Origin of the sequence: Micromonospora sp. CPCC 205739 (assembly GCF_036906795.1) — a bacterium.
In the GTDB taxonomy this organism is placed as follows: Bacteria; Actinomycetota; Actinomycetes; order Mycobacteriales; family Micromonosporaceae; genus Micromonospora.
Genome location: NZ_JBAKHS010000004.1, coordinates 396,014 through 410,384 on the forward strand (window position 1 = coordinate 396,014; position 14,371 = coordinate 410,384).

Here is a 14,371-nt window from a genome sequence, read left to right on the forward strand (position 1 = left end):
GAGACGCTCCCGCCCCTGGACAGCCCCGTCGGCAGGGGTCCACCATCGCTGTATGCGGTAGTGCAGCAACGCGGGAGGTGCCCATGGTCACCGGTCCGATCCAGCAGCCGTCCGTCGCCCCGCCGGCGGTCCGCCCGCCCGCCGCGCGCCCGCCCGCCCCGCCCGGCGGCCTGCCCGCCCTGGCCCGGGCGCTCGCCGTACCGCCGGGGGAGCCGCGCTGGCGGGAACGCGTCATCGTCCACCTCGCCCCGGTCCGCCGGGGCTTCGCCGAACACGTCCAGATCACCGAGGGCCCGGCCGGCCTCTACGCGGAGGTGCTCGCCCAGGCGCCCCGGCTGCACCGTGGCGTGCGGCTGCTGACCCGCGAGCACGCGGCCATCGTCGCGGCGCTGGCCGACCTCCAACGCGCGGTCGAACGGCCCGGGGTGTGTGCCGAGGAGCTGCGCCGGCGCACCGACGAGTTGCTGCGGGCGCTGTCCCGGCACCGGCAGCGCGGCGCGGACCTGCTCTGGCAGGCGTACCAGACGGATCTGGGCGGCGAAACCTGACCGGCGGGAACCGGCGCGGTGCTGCGCCGCGTCCAACCCCCATGCGCCGAATCCTCGCCCTGCTGGGCCTGCCCCTGGTGGTCACCGCGGCCGGCTGCGCGCCGGCCGGCTCCGACCCGGCCGGCGGACCGTCCGCCACCGACCGCGACCAGCGGTGGGAGGCGTTCGACCAGCGGGCCACGGAGGTCGCCGAGGCGTGGCGCCCGGCACCGGCCTGGCGGACCGGGTACGTGCCGCTGCAGGACCCGACGGTCCTGGTCGGCGACCCGAACTTCACCGCCGACACGGAGGTCGCCTTCCGGGCCGGTTGGTACTCCGACCAGATCGAGGTGCCGGCCACCCGCCCGGCCGCCGGCACGATCCGGTTCCCGGACGGCACGATGACCACGCCGCTGGTCAGCGCCGCCGAGGCGTACCGGCAGCTGGACCAGGGTGACCCGCCGCCGTGCGAGGGGCGGCCGAAGGTGCCCGCCCCGACGATCGAGCCGGGCCCGGACGGGTCCGTCTCCAGCCCGGTCTCGACCGCCTGCGTCCCGCTCACCGTCACCGCGGTCAAGCTCGGCACCGCCGAAGTCCGCACCAGCCGTGGCGTGGCCGACGTGCCGGCCTGGCTGTTCACCGTGGCGGAGCTGGCCGTTCCGGTGGCCCGGGTCGCGGTGGCGCCGCAGTCGGTCACCCCGGTGCCCGAGCCGACCGCACCGACCCGGCCGGGTCCCGACGGCGTGGTCGGCGCCCAGCACACCGAGCGGGTGGACGGGGCGCGGCTGACCTACGTGCTCGGGGTGGGCGCCTGCGACACCGGGATCACGCCGCTGGTGCAGGAGCGCGAGGACGTGGTCGTGGTCGGCGGCGGGGTCGTCCGCGCCACCGGCGTCTGCACCGACCAACTGAAGCTGGAGCCGGTCACGGTCACCCTGAAGGCGCCGCTCGGCGGCCGGCCGGTGCTCGACGTGCTCACCGGGCAGGTGCTGATCCAGCAGGCCGGCTGACGGTCAGAGGATCTGCGGCACCTCGCCGCTGATCGGCGCCGGAAGCACCGTCGGACCCTCGGCCCGCAGCGCGGCGGCCAGCGCGTCGGGCAGCTCGTCCGGCGTGCCGACGACCCGGGTGGCGCAGCCGTACCCCTGGGCGATCGCGGTGAGGTCCAGGCCGGGCAGGTCCAACCCGGGCACGCCGGGGGTGTGCTTCAGCTCGGCGAACGACTTGAGGATCGTGTACTGCTGGTTGACCGGCACCAGCACGACGACCGGCAGGCGCAACCGGGCGGCGGTCCAGAGCGCCTGCACCGAGTAGTGGAACGAGCCGTCGCCGATCACCGCCACCACCGGCCGGTTGCGACCGGCGTCCCGCTCGGCGAGGGCGATGCCGACCGCCGCCGGCAGGCCGTACCCGAGCCCGCCGCTGGCCATGGTGAAGTACGACGCCGGGCGGGTTGTCGGCAGCCGCCGGCGCAGCGCGGCCAGGTTGGACGGTGACTCCTGGACCAGCACCCCGTCGGCCGGCCAGCAGGACGCCAGCGCGGCGAAGAGCGCGTCCGCGTCCGGTGGATCGGCGGGCTCCGGCGGTCCCGCCTCCGGTCGGGGCTCCGGCGCCGGTCGGTCGGTTGCCGGCAGCAGGTCCAGCAGCGCGGCGAGGGTCAACCCGGCGTCCCCGAGCAGGCTGTCGCCGACCGGCGCGCGGGCGGCCTCGTCCGGGTCGTCGGTGACGTGCAGCAGCCGCGTGCCGTCGGGCAGGTGCGCGCCGGGGACGTACGGGTAGTACCGGAACACCGGCGCGCCGACGACCAGCACCGTGTCGTGCCCGCGCAGCTTCTCGGCCAGCGGCGCGATCGCGAAGGGGAGCACCCCCCGGTAGTGCGGGTGCCGCTCCGGAAAGGCGGCCCGTTCCGGGGCCGGTGCCGACCAGACCGGCGCGGCCAGCCGCTCGGCCACCGCCACCGCCACCGGCCAGGCCTCGGCCCGGTCCACCGCCGCGCCGAGCACCAGCACCGGGGAGCGGCTGGCGGCCAGCAGCGCGGCGAACTCCCGCAGCCGCCCGGGGTCGGGCCCGAAGCGGGTCGCCACGGTACGCACCGGGGGCGGCGGGTCCGCCGGCTGGCTCCAGTCGTCCAGCGGCAGGGAGAGGAAGACCGGCCCGGACGGCGGTTGGGCGGCGATCGCGTACGCCCGCATGAACGCCGCCGGGATGTCCTGCGCGCGGACCGGCTCGTAGCTCCACTTCACGTACGGCTGGGGCAGCTCGGTCGGCGCGCGGCTGGTCAGTCGGGGTTCCGTCAGCAGCATCTCCCGGCTCTGCTGGCCGGCGGTGACGATCAGCGGCGTCCGGTTGTGCCAGGCGGTCACCAGGTTGCCCATGCCGTTGCCGGTACCCGGGGCGGTGTGCAGGTTGACGTGCGCGGGCCGGCCGGTGACCTGTGCGTACCCGTCGGCCATCGCCACCGCGGACGCCTCCTGCAGGGCGTGCACGTAGCAGAAGTCCGCGGGGAAGTCCTGGAGGAACGGTTGCTCGGTCGAGCCGGGATTGCCGAAGACGGTGGTCAGGCCCAGGGCGCGCAGCAGCTCGTACGTGGTGTCCCGGACGGTCGCCATCGCCCCCTGCCTCCCTGTCCGGCGGGTGCCGCACGCTCGCGCTGACACCGGCCCCCGACCTGCCGAATCTATCGGGGCGAGGTGGACAAGTCGGGCGCTTTGCCGCTCACCGTGCCGGGCGCACCCGGGCGGGGCCGCTCAGGGCAGCGGGAAGGGCGTCTTGATGCCGTCCAGGGCGTGCCCGCAGGGGCAGTCCCGGTCGGCCGGCAGGGCGCCCAGCGCGTCCAGCAGCACGCCGCGCAGCCGGTCGGTGTTCTCGGCGAAGACCCGGAACACCTCCTCCTGGGTGACCGACTCGCCGGCCTGCACACCGGCGTCCAGGTCGGTGACGAGCGCGACGGAGGTGTAGCAGAGGGCCAGTTCGCGGGCGAGCACCGCCTCCGGGTGGCCGGTCATGTTGACCACCGTGCCGCCCATCGAGGCGTACCAGCGGGACTCGGCGCGGGTGGAGAAGCGCGGCCCCTCGACCACCACCACCGTGCCGCCGTCCACCGCCGGCACGTCCCGCCCGGCCGCGGCGGCCAGCAGCGTACGCCGCCCGACCGGGCAGTACGGGTCGCCGAAGGGCACGTGCACCGCGCCCCGGTCGTAGTAGGTCTGCGCCCGGCCGCTGGTGCGGTCGATCAGCTGGTCGGGCACGACGAAGGTGCCCGGGCCCAGCTCCGGCCGCAGGCCGCCGACCGCGCACGGGGCGAGCACCTGGCGCACCCCGAGCGACCGCAGCGCCCACAGGTTCGCCCGGTACGGGATCAGGTGCGGCGGGTACCGGTGGTCGCGGCCGTGCCGGGGCAGGAAGGCCACCTGCCGCCCACCCACCTCCGCGACGGTGACCGGGTCCGAGGGCGCCCCGTACGGCGTCTCCACCACGTGCTCGGTGGCGCCGTCGAGCAGCGCGTAGAGCCCAGACCCGCCGATCACCGCGATGTCCGCCGTCGGACCCATCGACCCTCCCTCGTTCCCGCTCGATCACCCGCCGGTCAGACCTTAGCCACCGCCCCGGGCGCAGGCTATGGTGCCAGGCATGGCGGTGACAGCGCGGATGGCCGACGGCGACCGGTTCCACGACCCGGCGCGCGGCTGACGGTGTCCGAGATGCAGGAGGAGGGACGGGCGATCGGCGGTCGAGCCATGGAGTCCATGACCGGGCGGCTGCTGGTCGCGACTCCGGCCCTCAAGGATCCGAACTTCGACCGCACGGTGGTGCTGCTGGTCGCCCACGAGGCCGGCGGGGCGCTCGGCGTGGTGCTCAACCGGGCGACCGAGGTGCCGGTGGCCGACGTACTGGGCGACTGGAGCGACCTGGCCCGCCATCCCGCGGTGCTCTTCGAGGGCGGCCCGGTGCAGCCGGACTCGGCGATCTGCCTGGCCCGGATGCGGCACCCGATGCGCCGGCTCAAGGGCTTCCAGCAGATCTCCGGCGCGGTGGGCACCGTCGACCTGTCGGCCGACCCGGAGAGGCTGCGCGACGGCCTCGGCGCCATCCGGGTCTTCGCCGGCTACTCCGGATGGGGCTCGGGGCAGCTGGAGCAGGAGATCGAGGACGGCTCCTGGTTCGTCTTCGACGCGCTGCCCGGGGACGCCTTCGTCGACCGGCCGGACGACCTGTGGCCGATGGTGCTGCGGAGGCAGGGCGGGATGCTGGCGGCGGTCGCCCACTTCCCGCCCGACGTGGCGCTCAACTAGGCGCCCCGGGGTGGGGACCCCGCGAGATGACCATGCCGGGCAGCGTGTGTATAGTTCTCTGCGTGCCCGGGACACCGGGGACGACAGCAAGGGGCCGTGGCGCAGCTGGTAGCGCACCACACTGGCAGTGTGGGGGTCAGGGGTTCGAGTCCCCTCGGCTCCACCCTTGAGACCAGGGCGTTCGTCAGAGATGACGGGCGCCCTTCGTCGTTTCCGATGCGTGAAGTAGCCAACATTACTACTGGCCCTCGCCCCACAGCGCGCTCTCCATCGCACCAGCGGGACGTGGCCGAGGCGGTGCCGCCCCGGAACAGCCGGGACCGGCGGGCCGTCAGCGGTTGGTCTTGCGGGGCGCGCGCCGGTTGCCGAAGGACTCCATGGTGGTGGCCTTCTTCGCCGGCGCCCGGGTGGCCGTGGTCGTCCGCGCACGGGCAGCCGCGGCCTTCTTCGTCGGCGCCTTCTTCGTCGGCGCCTTCTTCGTCGCCGCCCTCGTCCCGGGCGCCTTCTTGGCGGGGGCTGCCTTCTTGGCGGCGGGTGCCTTCTTGGCGGCGGCCGCCTTGGCGGTCGGGGTGCGGGTCGGGGCGGCCGTCGCCGAGGTCGCCTTCTTCCGAGCCACCCGCGCTGTCGTCGGGGTGGGCTTCTCACCCGGGCTCTTGGCCACGCTCGCCCCGGTCGCCCGCTTCGTGGCGGCCGCGACCTTCTTCGCCGCCGCCTTGCGGTTCATCGGGGCCTTGCGGGCCCCGGTGGCCTTCCGGGCGCTGGTGGGCCTGGCGGCGGCCCCGGTCGTGCTCCGTCGAGCGTCGGCCATCGTCGCTCCTCCTCGGGGTGTCCTGCCGAAGCCCGCACCGACGGTGCCGCTGACGGGACGGGCCGGTCCAGCCGGGTCGAGCCGACCGGCCCGCTCGGCGCCCGTGTCTTCCCCCACCCCCGGCACCCAAACTCTCCCCACGGTTCACCACACCGGCCGCGCTGATCAGGCAGCCGAGGACCAGGAACGCGATCCCCCCGGCGCTCCTCCTGCCGAGAAGGGTTCGACCGCTGAGCGGCGTGCCACAGCAGGAACCCGCCGATCGCGACGAGGGCCAGGCCCAGGAACGGCGCCTGGCTCGGCGACAGGGCGTTCACCGCCTGCGGTGGCAGGTCGGTCGACGGCGAATACGCGGGAAGGCGAAGCACGCGGCCAGGCTGGCGAGCCGGTGCCACCACCACCGCCGGTCGAACCTTTGGCGCCTCCCGCCCGTACCAGTGCCTGGGAGGTCCACATGACCGTACGCCGAGTGCTCGCCGTTCTCGCGGCCGTCGCCGTGAGCGTCCTGCCGACCGCGACCCCCGCCGCCGCGCACGGCGCACCCACCAGCCCGCTGAGCCGGTCCGCCGCCTGCGGCCCCGAGGGCCCGCACGCCGCCGCGCCGGCCTGCCGGGCCGCCGTCCGGGCCGGAGCGGCGGTACGCGAGTGGGACAACATCCGGGTCTTCGGCGTCGACGGCCGGGACCGGGAGCGGATCCCGGACGGTGAGCTGTGCAGCGGCGGGCTGTCGGCGTACCGGGGGTTGGACCTGCCCCGCACCGACTGGCCGGCGACGGAGGTGACCGCCGGGGCGAAGTTCACCTTCCGCTACCGGGGGACCATCCCGCACAAGGGCACGTTCCGGCTCTACGCCACGCGCCCCGGCTACGACCCGCAGAGCCGGTTGACCTGGGCGGACCTCTCGCCGCGGCCGTTCCTGACGATCACCGACCCGCCGCTGCGCAAGGGGTCGTACCAGCTGCCGGGCCGGCTGCCGGCCGGGTTGACCGGGCGGCACCTGATCTACACCGTGTGGCAGAACTCCGACACTCCGGACAGCTACTACTCCTGCTCCGACGTGGTCTTCCGAAAGGCCGGCCCGGCCACCCCCAGCGCACCGGCCAGTCCGGCCGCCCCGGCCGGCGCGCCGCGCGCCGCCAGCACCGCCGTGCCCGGGTTCACCGCCGCGCCGGTGCCCGGCGATCCGGGCGTACCCGTGGCGTCGGTGACCCACCTCGGCGGTGACAGCCTCCGGCTGGTGGTCGGCGCGGCGGCGGCGGTCACCGTGCTGATCGCCGCGATGGTGGCGATGCGGCTGCGCCGGGCCGGCACGGTCCCGCCGGGCCGGGCCTGTGAGGTGCGCAACCACCGCGCCGGCCGCCGCCGCATCTGGTGACTCCGGCACCGCCGGGCCCCGGCCGCGCCCCCTGAGACGGGCGGCGGCCGGGACGTCTCGGCGGCTCAGCCGAGCAGGCGGTCGATCTCGGCCAGCTCCTCGGCGCTGAAGTCGAGGTTCTGCACCGCGGCGACGTTCCCCTCCAGCTGCGCCACGCTGCTCGCGCCGATGATCAGGCTGGTCATCCGCGGGTCGCGCAGCGCCCAGGCGAGGGCGAGCTGGGCCAGGGTCTGCCCCCGCCCCTCGGCCACCTTGCCCAGGCCGCGGATGGTGGCCAGCTTCTCCTCGGTGAGGTCGCTCTCGTTGAGGAAGATGCTGGTGCGCACCCGCGAGTCCTCGGGGATGCCGGCCAGGTAGCGGTCGGTGAGCAGGCCCTGGGCCAGCGGGCTGTACGCGATGCAGCCGGCGCCGACCTCCGCCAGCGTGTCGAGCAGGCCGTCGTCCTCGGTCCAGCGGTTCAACATGGAGTACGACGGCTGGTTGATCAGCAGCGGCGTGCCCAGGTCACGCAGGATCGCCGCGGCCCGGGCGGTCTGCTCGGAGTCGTAGTTGGAGATGCCGACGTAGAGCGCCTTGCCGGAGCGAACGATGGCGTCCAGCGCGCCCATCGTCTCCTCCAGCGGGGTGTCCGGGTCGAAGCGGTGCGAGTAGAAGATGTCGACGTAGTCCAGCCCCATCCGGCGCAGCGACTGGTCCAGCGAGGAGACCAGGTACTTGCGCGAGCCCCACTCGCCGTACGGGCCGGGCCACATCAGGTAGCCGGCTTTGCTGGAGATCACCAGTTCGTCCCGGTACGGCTTGAGGTCCGTCGCCAGCATCCGGCCGAAGGCCTCCTCCGCCGCGCCGGGCGGGGGGCCGTAGTTGTTGGCCAGGTCGAAGTGGGTGACGCCGAGGTCGAACGCCCGGCGCACGATGTCCCGCTGCCGCTCGTAGGGCCGGTCCGGTCCGAAGTTGTGCCACAGGCCCAGCGAGACGGCGGGCAGCCGCAGCCCGCTGCGTCCGGTCCGCCGGTAGGTCATCGAGTCGTAGCGCTGGTCAGCCGCAAGGTAGTTCACGACGCCGACCTTATCCGCGTCACGGAACGGGCGTGTCGTCCCGGTGTGCGGGGGTAGCTTCGAGCGCATGCGCTTCGTCCCGCTCGACACGCCCAAGCCCATCTCCAAGATCGGTCTCGGCACCTGGCAGTTCGGTTCGAAGGAGTGGGGCTACGGCCCCGACTACGAGCGCCGGGCGGCCCAGATCGTCCGGCGGGCGATCGACCTGGGGGTCACCCTCTTCGACACCGCCGAGGTGTACGGCTTCGGTCGCAGCGAGCGGATCCTCGGGGCCGCCCTCGGCGGCGACCGGGAGAAGGTCGTGGTGGCCAGCAAGGTCTTCCCGGTGCTGCCGATCGCCCCGGTGGTGCAGCAGCGGGCGGTCGCCTCGGCGGCCCGGCTCGGTGTGCACGGCATCGACCTCTACCAGGTGCACCAGCCCAATCCGGTGGTCGCCGACACCACCACCATGCGCGGCATGCGCGCGTTGCAGGACGTCGGCCTGGTCGGCGAGGTCGGGGTGAGCAACTACACCCTGCGCCGCTGGCGGTTCGCCGAGGCCGCGCTGGGCCGGCGGGTGCTGAGCAACCAGGTCCGCTACAGCATGATCGACCGGGCCCCGGAGGAGGACCTGATCCCGTACGCGGAGCAGGCCGGCCGGATCGTCATCGCGTACAGCCCGCTCGCGCAGGGCTTCCTCTCCGGCCGGTACGACGCGAAGCACCCGCCGAGCGGGGCGGTGCGCCGCGCCAACCCGTACTTCCTGCCGGAGAACCTGGCGCGGGGCACCGCCCTGATCGCGACGCTGCGCGAGGTGGCCGACGCGCACGACGCCACCCCCAGCCAGATCGCCCTGGCCTACCTGCTGCACCACCCGAACGTGGTGGCCATTCCCGGCGCGTCTGGTGTGGAGCAGATGGAGCGCAACGCGGCCGCCGCCGAGATCGACCTCGGCGCCGACGAGTACGCCGCCCTGGTCACCGCCGCCCGGCAGTTCCGGCAGGTCACCGGCCTGGCCGCGGTGCCGAAGCTGATCCGCGCCCGAGCGGGGAAGTGAGCAGCATGGACGACATCACCGCGCTGATCCTGGACGACCACGCCGCCTTCCGGCGCGGCTTCGCCCGGCTCGACGACGCCCGCGACGAGGCCGAACTGCTGGCCGTCTGGGAGGCGCTCGCCCTGCACCTGGACATCCACGCCGAGGCGGAGGAGGCGATCCTCTACCCGCACCTAGTGCGGCACGGCGACGACGGCGAGGACGAGACCACCGACGCCATCGGCGACCACAACGAGATCCGGGACGCCATCGCCGAGTCCAAGCTGCACCCGGTCGGCTCCGACCAGTGGTGGGCGGCGGTGTGGAAGGCCCGCCGGGAGAACAGCGAGCACCTCGCCGAGGAGGAGGACGGGGCGCTGCCGGACTTCCGCCGGCACGCGGACGTCGAACTCCGCGCCGAGCTGGGCGCCCGCTGGCTGACCTTCTACGGCGAGCACAAGAACGGCCGCAACCTGCGCTTCGACGACAAGGATCCGCAGAAGTACGTGCAGGAACACCGCTGAGGCCCCGGCGGACGGGCGACCGCCGCACCCGGTGAACCACCGGCGACGAGGCGGCGCCGGAATCCCCGACACGGGGGAGTCGCCGTGGCGTGGCCGGGCGGGAGAATGGCCGGGTGACTCTCCGGGCGCTGGTCGCGCCGCTGGTTCGGGCGAGCACCTGTCGACGCGGCGTGTTCCTCCTGCTCGGCGGGGTGCTGGCCCTGCCGTACGCGCTGCTGGCCGGCACTTTCGTCCAGCTCCTCACCCGCGGCGAGGTGCCCCGACTACTGGTCTTCGCGCTGATGGTGGTGGCCGCCGCCATCGGCGCGGTGCCGTTCTTCCTCGACGGCAGCCGGGCGCTGGAGGTCGCCGCCGCCCGCGCCCTGCTCGGCGTGCCACTGCCCGAGCCCGCCACCGGGCACCCGGCCGACCGGGAGACCCGGCTGCGCGCCGCGCTCTGGATCGCCCTGCACATGATCGTCGGCGGGGCGGTGATGTTCGCCCTGATCAGCGCCCTGCCGATGGCGCTGTCGTTCATCGCCCAGCAGTTCGGCATCGGCACCCAGCTGGTCGCCCGGGAGAGCTGGGGGCCGCTCGACGGGCGGGACACCGGCTGGCTCACCCTGACCGGGGTGCTGATGCTGCTCGGCCTCGGCTACGCGGTCGCCGGGCTGGGCACGCTCGCCGCCTCGATGGCGCCGGTGCTGCTCGGCCCCTCGGCGGCCGAGCAACTGGCCGCCCTGGCGGCCCGGGCGGCCCGGCTCGCCGAACGCAACCGGCTGGCCCGGGAGCTGCACGACTCGGTGGGCCACGCGCTGACCGTGGCCACCCTCCAGGCCGGCGCCGCCCGCCAACTCCTCGACGACGACCCGGAGTTCGCCCGCCGGGCGCTCACCGCGATCGAGGAGACCAGCCGGCACGCGATGGACGACCTGGACCACGTGCTCGGCCTGCTCCGGGAGACCGAGGACGGCGCCCGGGCCCCGGCCGGCACCGCACCGCAGCGCACCCTGGCCCAGCTCGACCGGCTCGTCGCGGACACTCGGGCGGCCGGGCTCCCCGTCGAGGCGCGGGTCGACGGCGGGCTGGCGGAGCTGCCCCCGGCGGTGTCGAGGGAGGGCTACCGGATCGTGCAGGAGGGGCTGACCAACGCCGCCCGGTACGGCCGTGGCCCGGTGCGCCTGCGGGTGGACGTACCCGGGGAGGCGACCGCGCCGGATCGTGACGGGCCGGCCGACACGCCGGACGGCAGTCCGCGCTGGCTGGAGATCGAGCTGGAGAACGTGCTGGGCGGCGCGGCGCGGCCGGGACGCGGCGGCCGTGGCCTGGACGGCATGCGGGAACGGGTGCTGCTGCTCGGCGGGCGGATCAACGCCGGGCCGGACGGCGGCCACTGGCGGGTCCGGGTGCGGCTGCCGGTGCCGAGGGAGGAGACGCGGTGAGCACCGACGTGCTGATCGTCGACGACGACGAGCTGATCCGGGTCGGGCTGCGGGCGATCATCGACGCCCAGCCGGACCTGCGGGTGGTGGGGGAGGCCGCCGACGGCGCGGAGGTGCCGCCGCTGGTGGCGCGGCTGCGGCCCCGGGTGGTGCTGATGGACGTGCGGATGCCCGCGATCGACGGCATCCAGGCCACCCGGCGGCTGCTCGCCGCCTCCGCCGACCCGCCGCGCGTCCTGGTGGTCACCACCTTCGAGAACGACGAGTACGTCTACGAGGCGCTGCGCGCCGGCGCGAGCGGTTTCCTGCTCAAGCGGGCCCGCCCGGCGGAGGTGGTCACCGCCGTGCGGGCGGTCGCCGCCGGTGACTCGCTGCTCTTCCCGGCCGCCATCCGCCGCCTCGCCGGGGCGTACGGGTCCTCGGGCGGGGACCGGCTGCGCGCGGCGCGGCTGACCGAGCGGGAGGCGGAGGTGCTGCGGCTGATGACCACCGGGCTCTCCAACACCGAGATCGCCGGGCAGCTCGTGGTCGGGGTGGAGACGGTCAAGACGCACGTCGGCAACGTGCTGGCCAAGCTCGGGGTGCGGGACCGCACCCAGGCGGTGATCGCCGCGTACGAGTCGGGCTTCGTCGTCCCCACCGGCTGATCCCCCCGGCGGGGGAGCGGGTTCGTCACCGCTCGGGAGGGTTTCCCGGGCGCGGCGGCCGAGGCTGAGAGCATGACGACGACCGATGTTCCCACCCACCGTCCGGCCTCCCGCCGACCCGACCGGCTCGCCCCGCTGGCCGCCGGCTGGCTCGGCCTCTGGGGCGTACTCGCCCTGCTCTGCACGCTGACCGGCGTCGGCTACCCGCTCGGCGCGAACGACCCGGGCGGCGGCGGGGTGAACCTGCTCCGGCTGGTTCCCGTCGACGTGGCGCCGCCGCTCTTCGCCGGGATGCTGCTGACCGCCGCGGTCGCCGCGCTCGCGATGAGCGGCCGGGGCGCCCGCACCGCCGGCCCGCTGCGCGCGCTGCTGCTCGGCTACGGCTGGACGGTCGCCTTCGTCCTGGCCGTGGTGGTGCCCGACGCGCGGGTGCTGGTGATCCTCGGCTACGCGCCGATCCTGATCCTCGGCGCCCCGTTCGGCTGGCCGCCGGTCGACTACTCCGACATCTTCACCTGGGCGCTCGGCGTCCGGGTGGCCGCCATGGCGGGCGGGGTGCTGCTGGCCGGGGCGCTGCTGGTCTGGCAGCGGCGGACCGCCGACGCCTGCGTGGCCTGCGGCCGGGGCGGCGCCGACCGGGGCTGGACCACCCGTGCGGCCGCCGCCCGCTGGGGGCGCTGGGCCGCCTGGACCGCCGCGGCGATCCCCTTCGCGTACGCGCTGACCCGGTTCGCCTGGGCGGCCGGCATCCCGCTCGGCATCTCCCCCGAGCTGCTGGACGACATGCAGGAGACCGGACAGGTCTGGGCCGGCGCCGGGCTGGGCGCCTTCGCCACCGTCGGCGCGGTCCTCACCCTCGGGCTGGTGCAGCGCTGGGGCGAGCGGTTCCCCCGCTGGATGGTCGGTCTGGCCGGCCGGCCGGTGCCGGTGAAGCTCGCGGTCGTCCCGGCCACCCTGGTCGCGGTCGCGGTCACCGCGGCCACCCTCGGTCTGGTCACCACGCCCGAGTTCTGGCGGCTCGGTGGCGGCTTCACCATGGCCAGCGCGCCGATGCTGCTCTGGCCGTTCTGGGGCGTCGCGCTCGGCGCGGCCACGTACGCGTACCACCTGCGCCGCCGGGGCGGCTGCGCCCGCTGCGGTCGCGGCTGACGTCGCGGGCCGGCGCCCCGCCGCCGGCCTGCGGCCATCGGGGGAGGAGGGTGCCCCGTCGATCGACGGGGCACCCTCGTTTTCCTGAGCTAGCGTGGGTCGGGTGACTGCGCCTTCCCCGATTGCCCCGGTCCCACCGGCCGACCTGCCCGGCACGCTCGGCGAGCTGCGCGCGTCCGGCCACCAGTACCGCACGGTCAAGCAGGAGCTCCGCGACAACCTCCTGGCCCGGATGCGCTCCGGCGCCGACCGCTTCCCCGGCATCGTCGGCTACGACGACACCGTGCTGCCCGAGGTCGAGCGGGCCCTGCTCGCCGGGCACGACATGGTGCTGCTCGGCGAGCGCGGCCAGGGCAAGACCCGGCTGATCCGGTCGCTGGTGGCGCTGCTCGACGAGTGGACCCCGGTGATTGGAGGCTCCGTGCTCAACGAGCACCCGATGCATCCGCTCACCCCGGCGTCCCGCGCGCTGGTCGCCGAGGCCGGCGACGACCTGGCGGTCGGCTGGCTGCACCGCTCGATGCGCTACGGCGAGAAGCTGGCCACCCCGGACACCAGCGTCGGCGACCTGATCGGCGACGTCGACCCGATCCGGCTGGCCCAGGGCCGCACCCTCGGCGACCCGGAGACCATCCACTTCGGACTGGTGCCGCGGACCAACCGGGGGATCTTCGCGGTCAACGAGCTGCCCGACCTCGCCGAGCGGATCCAGGTGGCGCTGCTCAACGTGCTGGAGGAGCGGGACATCCAGGTGCGCGGCTACCAGCTGCGGCTGCCGCTGGACCTCTTCCTGGTGGCCAGCGCCAACCCGGAGGACTACACCAACCGGGGCCGGATCATCACTCCGCTCAAGGACCGCTTCGGCGCGGAGGTCCGCACCCACTACCCGGTCGACCTGGAGCTGGAGCTGGCCCTGATCCGGCAGGAGGCCGAGCTGGTCGCCGAGGTGCCGGAGCACGTGCTGGAGGTGCTCGCCCGGTTCGCCCGCGCGGTCCGCGAGTCGCCGTCGGTCGACCCGCGCTCCGGCGTCTCCGCCCGCTTCGCCATCGCCGCCGCCGAGACCGTCGCCGCCGCCGCGCTGCGCCGCTCCGGCCTGCTCGCCGCCGGTCCCGCCGCCGAGGGGGTACGCCCCGAGGCCCCGGTCGCCCGGGTCGGCGACGCGGTGTCGGTCACCTCGACCCTGCGCGGCAAGGTCGAGTTCGAGAGCGGCGAGGAGGGGCGCGAGATCGAGATCCTGGCCCACCTGCTGCGCACCGCCACCGCCGAGACGTTCCGGGCCCGGCTGGCCGGGCTGGACCTGTCCGGCTTCACCGCCCTGGTCGCCGAGGGCACCGTGATCGAGACCGGCGAGCTGGTCTCCTCGGCCGAACTGCTGCGCCAGGTCGGCACGGTGCCCGGGTTGGCCAAGGCGCTGGACCGGCTGGGGCTGGGCGACGCGCCCACCCCGGAGGAGGCCGCCGCCGGGATCGAGTTCGTCCTGGAGGGGCTGCACCTGACCCGCCGGCTCGGCAAGGACGTCACCGAGTCGGGCCGTACCGTCTACGGCGGCCGGGGCTGA

The 14,371-nt window shown here is 75.0% G+C and carries 14 protein-coding genes and 1 tRNA gene; 11 read left to right on the plus strand and 4 right to left on the minus strand.

Annotated features, from left to right (window positions below):
* Window positions 1–83: 83 nt before the first annotated feature.
* Together V6U88_RS10050 and V6U88_RS10055 are read left to right on the plus strand one after the other, a co-directional pair.
* On the plus strand, window positions 84–548 hold the full coding sequence (locus V6U88_RS10050; protein ID WP_334451817.1) for a hypothetical protein: 465 nt from the start codon (window positions 84–86) through the stop codon (window positions 546–548).
* 41 nt (window positions 549–589) lie between these two features.
* The gene (locus V6U88_RS10055) at window positions 590–1,537 is read left to right on the plus strand and encodes a hypothetical protein (protein WP_334451819.1); all 948 of its coding nucleotides are present in this window, start codon (window positions 590–592) and stop codon (window positions 1,535–1,537) included.
* Between the two features lie 3 nt (window positions 1,538–1,540).
* On the opposite strand, the gene mdlC is transcribed toward V6U88_RS10055, so the two are convergent.
* Both mdlC and V6U88_RS10065 read right to left on the minus strand, forming a co-directional pair.
* The gene (gene mdlC, locus V6U88_RS10060; protein ID WP_334451820.1) at window positions 1,541–3,136 is read right to left on the minus strand and encodes a benzoylformate decarboxylase; all 1,596 of its coding nucleotides are present in this window, start codon (window positions 3,134–3,136) and stop codon (window positions 1,541–1,543) included.
* Window positions 3,137–3,274: 138 nt separating this feature from the next.
* The gene (locus V6U88_RS10065) at window positions 3,275–4,078 is read right to left on the minus strand and encodes an S-methyl-5'-thioadenosine phosphorylase (RefSeq protein ID WP_334451821.1); all 804 of its coding nucleotides are present in this window, start codon (window positions 4,076–4,078) and stop codon (window positions 3,275–3,277) included.
* Window positions 4,079–4,228: 150 nt separating this feature from the next.
* Here V6U88_RS10065 and V6U88_RS10070 point away from each other — a divergent pair, with 150 nt between their 5' ends.
* Window positions 4,229–4,819, plus strand: coding sequence for a YqgE/AlgH family protein (locus V6U88_RS10070; protein WP_334451822.1), 591 nt, complete (start codon window positions 4,229–4,231; stop codon window positions 4,817–4,819).
* Window positions 4,820–4,909: 90 nt separating this feature from the next.
* Window positions 4,910–4,982: transfer RNA gene (locus V6U88_RS10075), tRNA-Ala, on the plus strand.
* Between the two features lie 168 nt (window positions 4,983–5,150).
* Here the strand turns inward: V6U88_RS10075 and V6U88_RS10080 are convergent.
* The gene (locus V6U88_RS10080; protein WP_334451823.1) at window positions 5,151–5,627 is read right to left on the minus strand and encodes a hypothetical protein; all 477 of its coding nucleotides are present in this window, start codon (window positions 5,625–5,627) and stop codon (window positions 5,151–5,153) included.
* A 454-nt stretch (window positions 5,628–6,081) separates the two neighbouring features.
* Between V6U88_RS10080 and V6U88_RS10085 the strand changes: the two genes are divergently transcribed.
* On the plus strand, window positions 6,082–7,002 hold the full coding sequence (locus V6U88_RS10085) for a lytic polysaccharide monooxygenase auxiliary activity family 9 protein (protein ID WP_334451824.1): 921 nt from the start codon (window positions 6,082–6,084) through the stop codon (window positions 7,000–7,002).
* Window positions 7,003–7,067: 65 nt separating this feature from the next.
* Here V6U88_RS10085 and mgrA read toward each other — a convergent pair whose 3' ends face one another.
* Window positions 7,068–8,057 carry an L-glyceraldehyde 3-phosphate reductase gene (gene mgrA, locus V6U88_RS10090; RefSeq protein ID WP_334451825.1) on the minus strand — a complete coding sequence of 330 codons (990 nt, stop codon included), beginning with the start codon at window positions 8,055–8,057 and terminating at the stop codon, window positions 7,068–7,070.
* 67 nt (window positions 8,058–8,124) lie between these two features.
* On the opposite strand from mgrA, the gene V6U88_RS10095 reads away from it, so the two are divergent.
* The 6 genes from V6U88_RS10095 to V6U88_RS10120 all read left to right on the plus strand — a co-directional run bounded on the left by V6U88_RS10095 (window position 8,125) and on the right by V6U88_RS10120 (window position 14,371).
* Window positions 8,125–9,093, plus strand: a complete 969-nt coding sequence (locus V6U88_RS10095) for an aldo/keto reductase (RefSeq protein WP_334451827.1) — start codon at window positions 8,125–8,127, stop codon at window positions 9,091–9,093.
* A 5-nt stretch (window positions 9,094–9,098) separates the two neighbouring features.
* Window positions 9,099–9,596 (plus strand): hemerythrin domain-containing protein, encoded by a 498-nt coding sequence (locus V6U88_RS10100; RefSeq protein WP_334451829.1) that lies wholly within the window; start codon window positions 9,099–9,101, stop codon window positions 9,594–9,596.
* Between the two features lie 113 nt (window positions 9,597–9,709).
* Complete coding sequence (locus V6U88_RS10105; protein WP_334451830.1) at window positions 9,710–11,017, plus strand: sensor histidine kinase; 1,308 nt, start codon at window positions 9,710–9,712, stop codon at window positions 11,015–11,017.
* Window positions 11,014–11,664 (plus strand): response regulator transcription factor, encoded by a 651-nt coding sequence (locus V6U88_RS10110; protein ID WP_334451832.1) that lies wholly within the window; start codon window positions 11,014–11,016, stop codon window positions 11,662–11,664. The genes V6U88_RS10105 and V6U88_RS10110 overlap by 4 nt, the downstream gene beginning before the upstream one ends.
* A gap of 72 nt (window positions 11,665–11,736) precedes the next feature.
* Window positions 11,737–12,813, plus strand: a complete 1,077-nt coding sequence (locus tag V6U88_RS10115; protein WP_334451834.1) for a hypothetical protein — start codon at window positions 11,737–11,739, stop codon at window positions 12,811–12,813.
* Between the two features lie 94 nt (window positions 12,814–12,907).
* On the plus strand, window positions 12,908–14,371 hold the full coding sequence (locus V6U88_RS10120; RefSeq protein WP_334451835.1) for a magnesium chelatase: 1,464 nt from the start codon (window positions 12,908–12,910) through the stop codon (window positions 14,369–14,371).

Excerpts from the sequence above, each read along its gene's own strand:
- V6U88_RS10050 (WP_334451817.1), top strand. The coding sequence starts at position 84 with ATGGTCACCGGTCCGATCCAGCAGCCGTCCGTCGCCCCGCCGGCGGTC.
- V6U88_RS10055 (WP_334451819.1), top strand. The coding sequence starts at position 590 with ATGCGCCGAATCCTCGCCCTGCTGGGCCTGCCCCTGGTGGTCACCGCG.
- mdlC (WP_334451820.1), bottom strand. The coding sequence starts at position 3,136 with ATGGCGACCGTCCGGGACACCACGTACGAGCTGCTGCGCGCCCTGGGC.
- V6U88_RS10065 (WP_334451821.1), bottom strand. The coding sequence starts at position 4,078 with ATGGGTCCGACGGCGGACATCGCGGTGATCGGCGGGTCTGGGCTCTAC.
- V6U88_RS10070 (WP_334451822.1), top strand. The coding sequence starts at position 4,229 with ATGCAGGAGGAGGGACGGGCGATCGGCGGTCGAGCCATGGAGTCCATG.
- V6U88_RS10080 (WP_334451823.1), bottom strand. The coding sequence starts at position 5,627 with ATGGCCGACGCTCGACGGAGCACGACCGGGGCCGCCGCCAGGCCCACC.
- V6U88_RS10085 (WP_334451824.1), top strand. The coding sequence starts at position 6,082 with ATGACCGTACGCCGAGTGCTCGCCGTTCTCGCGGCCGTCGCCGTGAGC.
- V6U88_RS10095 (WP_334451827.1), top strand. The coding sequence starts at position 8,125 with ATGCGCTTCGTCCCGCTCGACACGCCCAAGCCCATCTCCAAGATCGGT.
- V6U88_RS10100 (WP_334451829.1), top strand. The coding sequence starts at position 9,099 with ATGGACGACATCACCGCGCTGATCCTGGACGACCACGCCGCCTTCCGG.
- V6U88_RS10115 (WP_334451834.1), top strand. The coding sequence starts at position 11,737 with ATGACGACGACCGATGTTCCCACCCACCGTCCGGCCTCCCGCCGACCC.